Origin of the sequence: Bacillus cereus group sp. MYBK108-1 (genome assembly GCF_051917185.1) — a bacterium.
In the GTDB taxonomy this organism is placed as follows: Bacteria; Bacillota; Bacilli; order Bacillales; family Bacillaceae_G; genus Bacillus_A; species Bacillus_A cereus.
The window spans coordinates 128,784-134,884 of record NZ_JBQAHZ010000014.1 but is presented as its reverse complement, the minus strand read 5'-3'; the positions used below and the strand labels follow the sequence as shown (position 1 = coordinate 134,884).

Here is a 6,101-nt window from a genome sequence, read left to right as displayed (position 1 = left end):
GGTAATGAACTCTTGTCTTCAAACGAAAAACACCTCCATTAAATTTGCATACTTAGTATGCGAATTCAGGAGGTGTTTTTTTCATGTACCACTATTCGGGTTCACTTCAGACGAGGTGGTGTTTTTCGTTTTAAAACTTTAGAAAGTTGTTATGATGAAAAGTAAAATTTTTGAGGACCTGTTTCAGTCATGGGTACTTAAAAGTGCCTACATCACTTTAAAGTACGTACTATGCTTCATAATATAACCGTTTTATAATGACACTCGTAGCAAGAAGTCAGTACAATAACGATTTTAAGCTATGTTCAAAAAGACTTATTAACTAGTATAGTTTTTTGTTCAATTTTTTAGTAGGAGATGTTTTTATGGTTGAAGAACTTTTTTATAAAAAAATACTCAAAAATCTGTTTTCAGATCCAGTTCAAATTACACTTTGGAATGGAGAAACAATCCAATATGGCGAAGGGGAACCTCAATTTCACATAACATTCCATAAGCCACTTTCAAAAAAAGAAATCGCTAAGGATCCTTCTATTGCATTCGGTGAAGCATATATGAATGGGGATCTTGAAATAGAGGGTAACCTTGAAAAAGCAATTCAATCTATTTATAAAAGGCAGGATAGCTTTTTAGGTGATAGTAAGTTGCAATATTTCAAAAGTAAATGGAATTTCTCAAAACAAAAAAATAAAGATGATATTGCTCATCATTATGATATTGGGAACGATTTCTATAAATTATGGCTTGATGAAACAATGACATATTCTTGTGCATATTTCCAAAATGAGCAAGATTCTTTAACGACAGCGCAGCATAATAAAGTGAATCATATTTTGAAAAAGTTGAACCTTCAAAAAGGTGATACGCTATTAGACATCGGTTGTGGGTGGGGTGAACTCATTACAGCTGCCGCTAAACAGTACGGTGTGAAAGCGATGGGAGTAACGTTAAGTGAGGAACAATATGCTAAGACTTCTGAGCGAATTAAACAAGAGGGACTTACGGATTTAGTTGAAGTATCTTTACTTGATTACCGCGATATTAAGAATCATAAATTTGATAAAATTGTTAGTGTAGGTATGATCGAACATGTAGGAAAAGACAACATTACGCAATACTTTGAAACAGTTAACAAATTATTAAATGATGGCGGGATTTCTCTGCTGCATTGCATTACTTCTCCGGCTAATGGTGGTGCTACGAATGGTTGGATTGAAAAATATATATTCCCTGGTGGGTATGTTCCTGCTGTGAACGAATTAATCACGAACATGACAAACGAACAATTTTTTATTGTGGATGTAGAAAGCTTACGTAGACATTACGGAAAAACATTACAACATTGGGCTCGAAATTTTGAAAACGTACTAGAGGAAGTTCGTAAAACGAAAGATGAGCGATTTATCCGCATGTGGCGTTTATATTTAAATGCATGTGCAGCTTCGTTCTTTACAGGTAATATTGATTTACATCAATTTGTATTTACAAAAGGGATTAATGATACAATTCCGATGACACGTTCGTATATGTATGAATAAGAGCATGTAACCAAGTAGCTCTCAAGTCATTGAGTATAAATAAAATGATGATAGGATATAAGTCTATAACGTAAAGTCGAGATGGGAATCAGAAAATGATTTCTATCTCGACTTTTTAGTATATAATTTCAAAATTAAAACTATATACTTTTAAAGAAAAAATATATAATAAATGTAGAAACGAAAATTTATGAGCAAGGAAGTTGAAGAACATGACATTAACAATGGGCTTTATTGGATTTGGAAAATCAGCTAACCGTTATCACCTACCTTATCTAAATACACGTAATAATATAAAAGTAAAAACGATTTTTGTACGTCAAATAAATGAAGAATTAGCGGCTCCATATGAGGAAAGAGGTGTTTACTTCACTACTGATTTGGACGAATTGTTGAATGACAAAGAAATTCAAGTCGTGACGATCTGTACGCCAGCACATACGCATTATGAATTAGCAAAAAAAGTTATACTAGCCGGAAAATCAGTTATCGTTGAAAAACCATTTTGCGATACAGTAGAACATGCGAAAGAATTATTAGCTTTAGGACGAGAGAAAGGTGTAGTCGTTATGCCTTATCAAAACCGTCGTTTTGATGGTGATTTTTTAGCTGTAAAGCAAGTAGTTGAACAAGGATTCCTTGGTGATATTATTGAGATTGAATCACATATTGATTATTTCCGTCCTGGTTCAATCACTCATGAAGCTCCAAAAGAAGAAGGTTCATTTTACAGTTTAGGTATTCATACGATGGACCGCATGATTTCACTATTCGGCCGTCCAAATACAGTGACATACGATATTCGTAATAATGAAGTGGAAGGTGCGGTTGATAACTATTTCGATGTTGGTCTACATTATGGAAATCAGTTGAAGATTAAGCTGAAAACGAACCATATCGTAGCAAAAGATTATCCACGCTTTATCGTTCATGGAACAAATGGCTCTTTTATTAAATACGGTGAAGATCAGCAGGAAAATGATTTGAAAGCGGGTATTATGCCTGAGAGTGCAGGATTTGGTGAAGATTCGCCGATGTATTATGGAATTGCTAAGTATCGTAATGCAAATGGTGACTGGATTGAAAAACAAATTAAAACGCCGCTTGGTGATTACGGTCGTTTCTATGATGCAGCGTATGACACAATTGTAAATGGTGCACCAAAACTTGTGAAAGATGAAGAAGCAGTAACGAATATTGAAATCTTGGAAAACGGATTTGCTGCCCCATCACCTTCAGTTTACAAACTTGAGGCTTTACATTTGAATGAATAGAAGAGAGTTTGCAGTATAAAGGAGGTATGGAAATGGCAAGCGGATCAACACAAGTAAAATACCTCGGCATTTATCAAAAGATTAAACAGCAAATTTTAGACGGTGAATATAAAATCAACGAAAAAATTCCGAGTAGCTCCGTCCTTGCTGAAGAATTCGATGTTTCAGCACTTACGATTAAAAAAGCGCTGGATCTATTAGTAAGAGACGGCTACATTATCCGTCGGCGCGGAAGTGGAACAGTGGTACAAGATTGGCATCAGCAGGAAAAGGCACGAATGATTCAAACTTTAACAGGTACGAAAGCTGTTTACGGTAGTGAGGTAGAAAGTAAAATTATCGAGTTTGCGATTGTAGGTGCTGATGAAGTAGTTGCTGAGAAATTGGGAGTTTCAATTGGTGATTTCGTCTATAAAATCATTCGCCTCCGCATCATTCACAGCATTCCGACGATTATGGAGCATACATGGATGCCAATTTCGGTTATCCCAGGTGTTGAAGCTTCTGTTTTAGAGGAGTCGATATACTCACATATTCAAAATAAACTTGGTCTTGAAGTAGGGACATCTGTTGTCAGGGTTAAAGGGATTCGCCCAGATGATAGGGAAAAGCAGTTTATGAACTTAACAAATCAGGATTTCCTAATGCGAGTTGAGCAAGTAGCTTACTTAACGGATGGACGAACTTTTGAATATTCTTATGCAGATCATCTACCGGAAACCTTTGAGTTTGAAACAGTCATTACGGCAAAAAAATTATAAAGAGACATAAAAACCGGTTGAGGCAAGCATTGTCTCAACCTATTTTATGTCTTCTACAGTTATGATTCATCTGCTGTAATCAGCATGGATGTGTTCCCGGTTTTTTCAAGATGAACTTCTCCCCAGGAACAGAGGGAATCGAGTATAGCTCCTAAAGAAGAACCGTAATCCGTTAAAGAGTACTCTACTTTTGGTGGTACTTGGTCATATACTTTCCTTTGGATTACACCATCTTCTTCTAGTTCCCGTAATTGTTGCGTTAACATTTTTTGCGTAATACCAGGCATTAAACGTTTTAATTCACTCGTTCTTTTTGTTCCTTTTTTTAAATGACAAAGGATAACAACTTTCCACTTTCCGCCAATAACTTCTAAAGTCGCTTCTACAGGAATATTGTATGTCTTCATAAAAAAAAACTCCTTTGATGAATTTAGATTACAGTTGTGAGCCTACATCCGTTGCAATACTAAAATTATTTCTTTTTAGTACCTATAACACTTTAAAGTGCGTACTATTTATTGTGCTAAATATCGGTCAGTGCGTACTATTTATTGTGCTAAATATCGGTCATAATAACCGATGTAAGAGAGAAATAAGCAGAATGGCACTTGAAAATGCATATGTTACTTTTTAGTACCTATAACACTTTAAAGTACGTACTTTTTATTAGGATGAATATAATCCATAATAGCACTTGTAAGCAAGAAATGCGTGAAATGTGCTTTGAAGGAGCCATCATGCTATGGGGAATTTTACAGGAGAATAATTTGTTGTGTTATTAAAATTAATCCAAGACTTAACAGTTGATTAATTGAACTGTAAAGTTTAAAATTACAGTAAGATTTTTAAAAGTGAGTTGTTAACGTCTGTAAAATGTAGCATGAATAATAGAGATAAATGAAACATTGCTGAATAATTAACATTATGTGAATTTGATTCTAAACTGTAATTTTTTTTAATACATTTCAATAAGCGATATTTAAAATGTAAGTTTAATAACATTAAAGGAGTGAGTTAAATATGGTAATTCTATATACAACAGCAAGCTGTGCTTCATGCCGAAAAGCGAAAGCATGGCTTGAAGAGCATCAAATTGATTATATTGAAAAAAACATCGTATCAAATTCTATGACAGTTGATGAGCTTAAATCGATTCTTCGTTTAACTGAAGAGGGGGCTACTGAAATTATTTCAACTAGATCCAAAACTTTTCAGGACTTAAATATAAATATTGATGAGCTCTCGCTAAATGAATTTTATACATTAATAATTGAGCATCCACTAATGTTGCGTCGCCCGATTATGCTGGATGAAAAAAGATTGCAAATTGGTTTTAACGAAGAAGAAATTCGCAAATTTTTACCACGTAGTGTCCGAACATTTTTAAACATTGAACTGCAAAAGTTGGCTAATTAATAAGTAATAGTATGAAAGAGAAATTTTTTGAAAGGAGGAAACTGAAGGTGATAGAAGTATGCGTTACAGTTAATTATAAAGATAGAAACTATCAAACAAATGTCATTGTGAACAAAGATACGATTTGGACAAAAATTGAACAGTTGGCAGAAGAACAAGTGAAGAAACAGTGGGGTTTTTAAACTTAATTATTTAAAAAAATGAATTTATATGCTAGAGATTATAACTAAATTCAAAATTTTTCAGGTATTAAATATAAATAAGAAATTTTCTTGAAAGGAGGAAGCAGAAGATGATTGAAGTATGTGTTACAGTTAATTATAAAGATAGAAATTATCAAACAAATGTTATTGTAAGTAAAGATACGATTTGGACAAAAATTGAACAGTTGGCAGAAGAACAAGTGAAGAAACAGTGGAGTGTTTAATTTTCTTTTTAACTTAAAAAGCTAAATGAAGTTATCAGATATAGGTGGGACGGGATAGAATATAAGGGAATTAATTTTTTATGGCAAGAAGCATTCCACATGTTTTAACGTTCTAACCAATCTGTAATATTTATGGCTACAGTATGTTAATATATGAGAAACAATATTTTTAATCGTAGGAGGAAAATCATGAACAGCGACTTTACCTTGGCCATACACAGTTTAACTTATTTAGCTTTACAGCCAGACCGGATGTCAACAAGTAATGCTATTTCAGAAAGTGCAGGTGTTCATCCAGTACGCATTCGCAAAGTACTAAGTTTGTTAAAAAAACATAAGTTTATACAATCGAAAGAGGGGACTGGTGGCGGTTTTATTTTCGCTCGCGATTTAGATGAAATTAATCTTTGGCATATTTATCAGATAACCTCTGAAGGTGCTTTGCAGCCGAAGTGTCCAGAATCAAACAATCAGTGTGTTGTAGGTTCGAACATGCGAAAAGTTCTTTTCGCTATTTTCTTAGGTGCTGAAGAGCATCTAGGTGAATACTTAAAGAATTATACAATGAAAGAAGTTGTTGACCTTATCAATCAAGAGCGTTAAGCGGCTTAATTATTATATAGCCGTGAGTTCTTAACACTTAAATGTAATGAAAAATATTACAGTATAATTTGTTTTTATATAT

The 6,101-nt window shown here is 33.8% G+C and carries 7 protein-coding genes and 1 pseudogene; 7 read left to right on the top strand and 1 reads right to left on the bottom strand.

The window, feature by feature from the left end:
• The first annotated feature begins 365 nt into the window (after positions 1-365).
• From ACTFSL_RS19335 to ACTFSL_RS19325, 3 genes and pseudogenes are all read left to right on the top strand, one after another.
• Positions 366-1,538 (top strand): cyclopropane-fatty-acyl-phospholipid synthase, encoded by a 1,173-nt coding sequence (locus ACTFSL_RS19335; RefSeq protein ID WP_000229037.1) that lies wholly within the window; start codon positions 366-368, stop codon positions 1,536-1,538.
• A 212-nt stretch (positions 1,539-1,750) separates the two neighbouring features.
• Positions 1,751-2,812, top strand: coding sequence for an oxidoreductase (locus tag ACTFSL_RS19330; protein WP_017673114.1), 1,062 nt, complete (start codon positions 1,751-1,753; stop codon positions 2,810-2,812).
• Positions 2,813-2,844: 32 nt separating this feature from the next.
• A pseudogene (locus ACTFSL_RS19325) lies at positions 2,845-3,583 on the top strand (GntR family transcriptional regulator).
• A gap of 49 nt (positions 3,584-3,632) precedes the next feature.
• On the opposite strand, the gene ACTFSL_RS19320 reads toward ACTFSL_RS19325, so the two are convergent.
• A complete protein-coding gene (locus ACTFSL_RS19320) occupies positions 3,633-3,980 on the bottom strand; it encodes a winged helix-turn-helix transcriptional regulator (RefSeq protein ID WP_000860832.1) in 348 nt (115 codons plus the stop codon).
• Positions 3,981-4,593: 613 nt separating this feature from the next.
• Here ACTFSL_RS19320 and spxA point away from each other — a divergent pair.
• From spxA to saiR, 4 genes are all read left to right on the top strand, one after another.
• On the top strand, positions 4,594-4,989 hold the full coding sequence (gene spxA / locus ACTFSL_RS19315; protein ID WP_000236189.1) for a transcriptional regulator SpxA: 396 nt from the start codon (positions 4,594-4,596) through the stop codon (positions 4,987-4,989).
• A gap of 47 nt (positions 4,990-5,036) precedes the next feature.
• Positions 5,037-5,171: a BA3454 family stress response protein gene (locus ACTFSL_RS19310; protein ID WP_000573515.1), complete on the top strand. Its 135-nt coding sequence runs from the start codon at positions 5,037-5,039 to the stop codon at positions 5,169-5,171.
• Between the two features lie 110 nt (positions 5,172-5,281).
• On the top strand, positions 5,282-5,416 hold the full coding sequence (locus tag ACTFSL_RS19305) for a BA3454 family stress response protein (RefSeq protein ID WP_000573516.1): 135 nt from the start codon (positions 5,282-5,284) through the stop codon (positions 5,414-5,416).
• A gap of 189 nt (positions 5,417-5,605) precedes the next feature.
• Positions 5,606-6,019, top strand: a complete 414-nt coding sequence (gene saiR, locus ACTFSL_RS19300) for an Rrf2-family transcriptional regulator SaiR (protein ID WP_001083465.1) — start codon at positions 5,606-5,608, stop codon at positions 6,017-6,019.
• The last annotated feature ends 82 nt before the right edge of the window (positions 6,020-6,101 follow it).

What these genes read in the sequence shown, in the direction of transcription:
- saiR (WP_001083465.1), top strand. Translation starts at nt 5,606, where the DNA reads ATGAACAGCGACTTTACCTTGGCCATACACAGTTTAACTTATTTAGCT.
- ACTFSL_RS19330 (WP_017673114.1), top strand. Translation starts at nt 1,751, where the DNA reads ATGACATTAACAATGGGCTTTATTGGATTTGGAAAATCAGCTAACCGT.
- spxA (WP_000236189.1), top strand. Translation starts at nt 4,594, where the DNA reads ATGGTAATTCTATATACAACAGCAAGCTGTGCTTCATGCCGAAAAGCG.
- ACTFSL_RS19305 (WP_000573516.1), top strand. Translation starts at nt 5,282, where the DNA reads ATGATTGAAGTATGTGTTACAGTTAATTATAAAGATAGAAATTATCAA.
- ACTFSL_RS19320 (WP_000860832.1), bottom strand. Translation starts at nt 3,980, where the DNA reads ATGAAGACATACAATATTCCTGTAGAAGCGACTTTAGAAGTTATTGGC.
- ACTFSL_RS19335 (WP_000229037.1), top strand. Translation starts at nt 366, where the DNA reads ATGGTTGAAGAACTTTTTTATAAAAAAATACTCAAAAATCTGTTTTCA.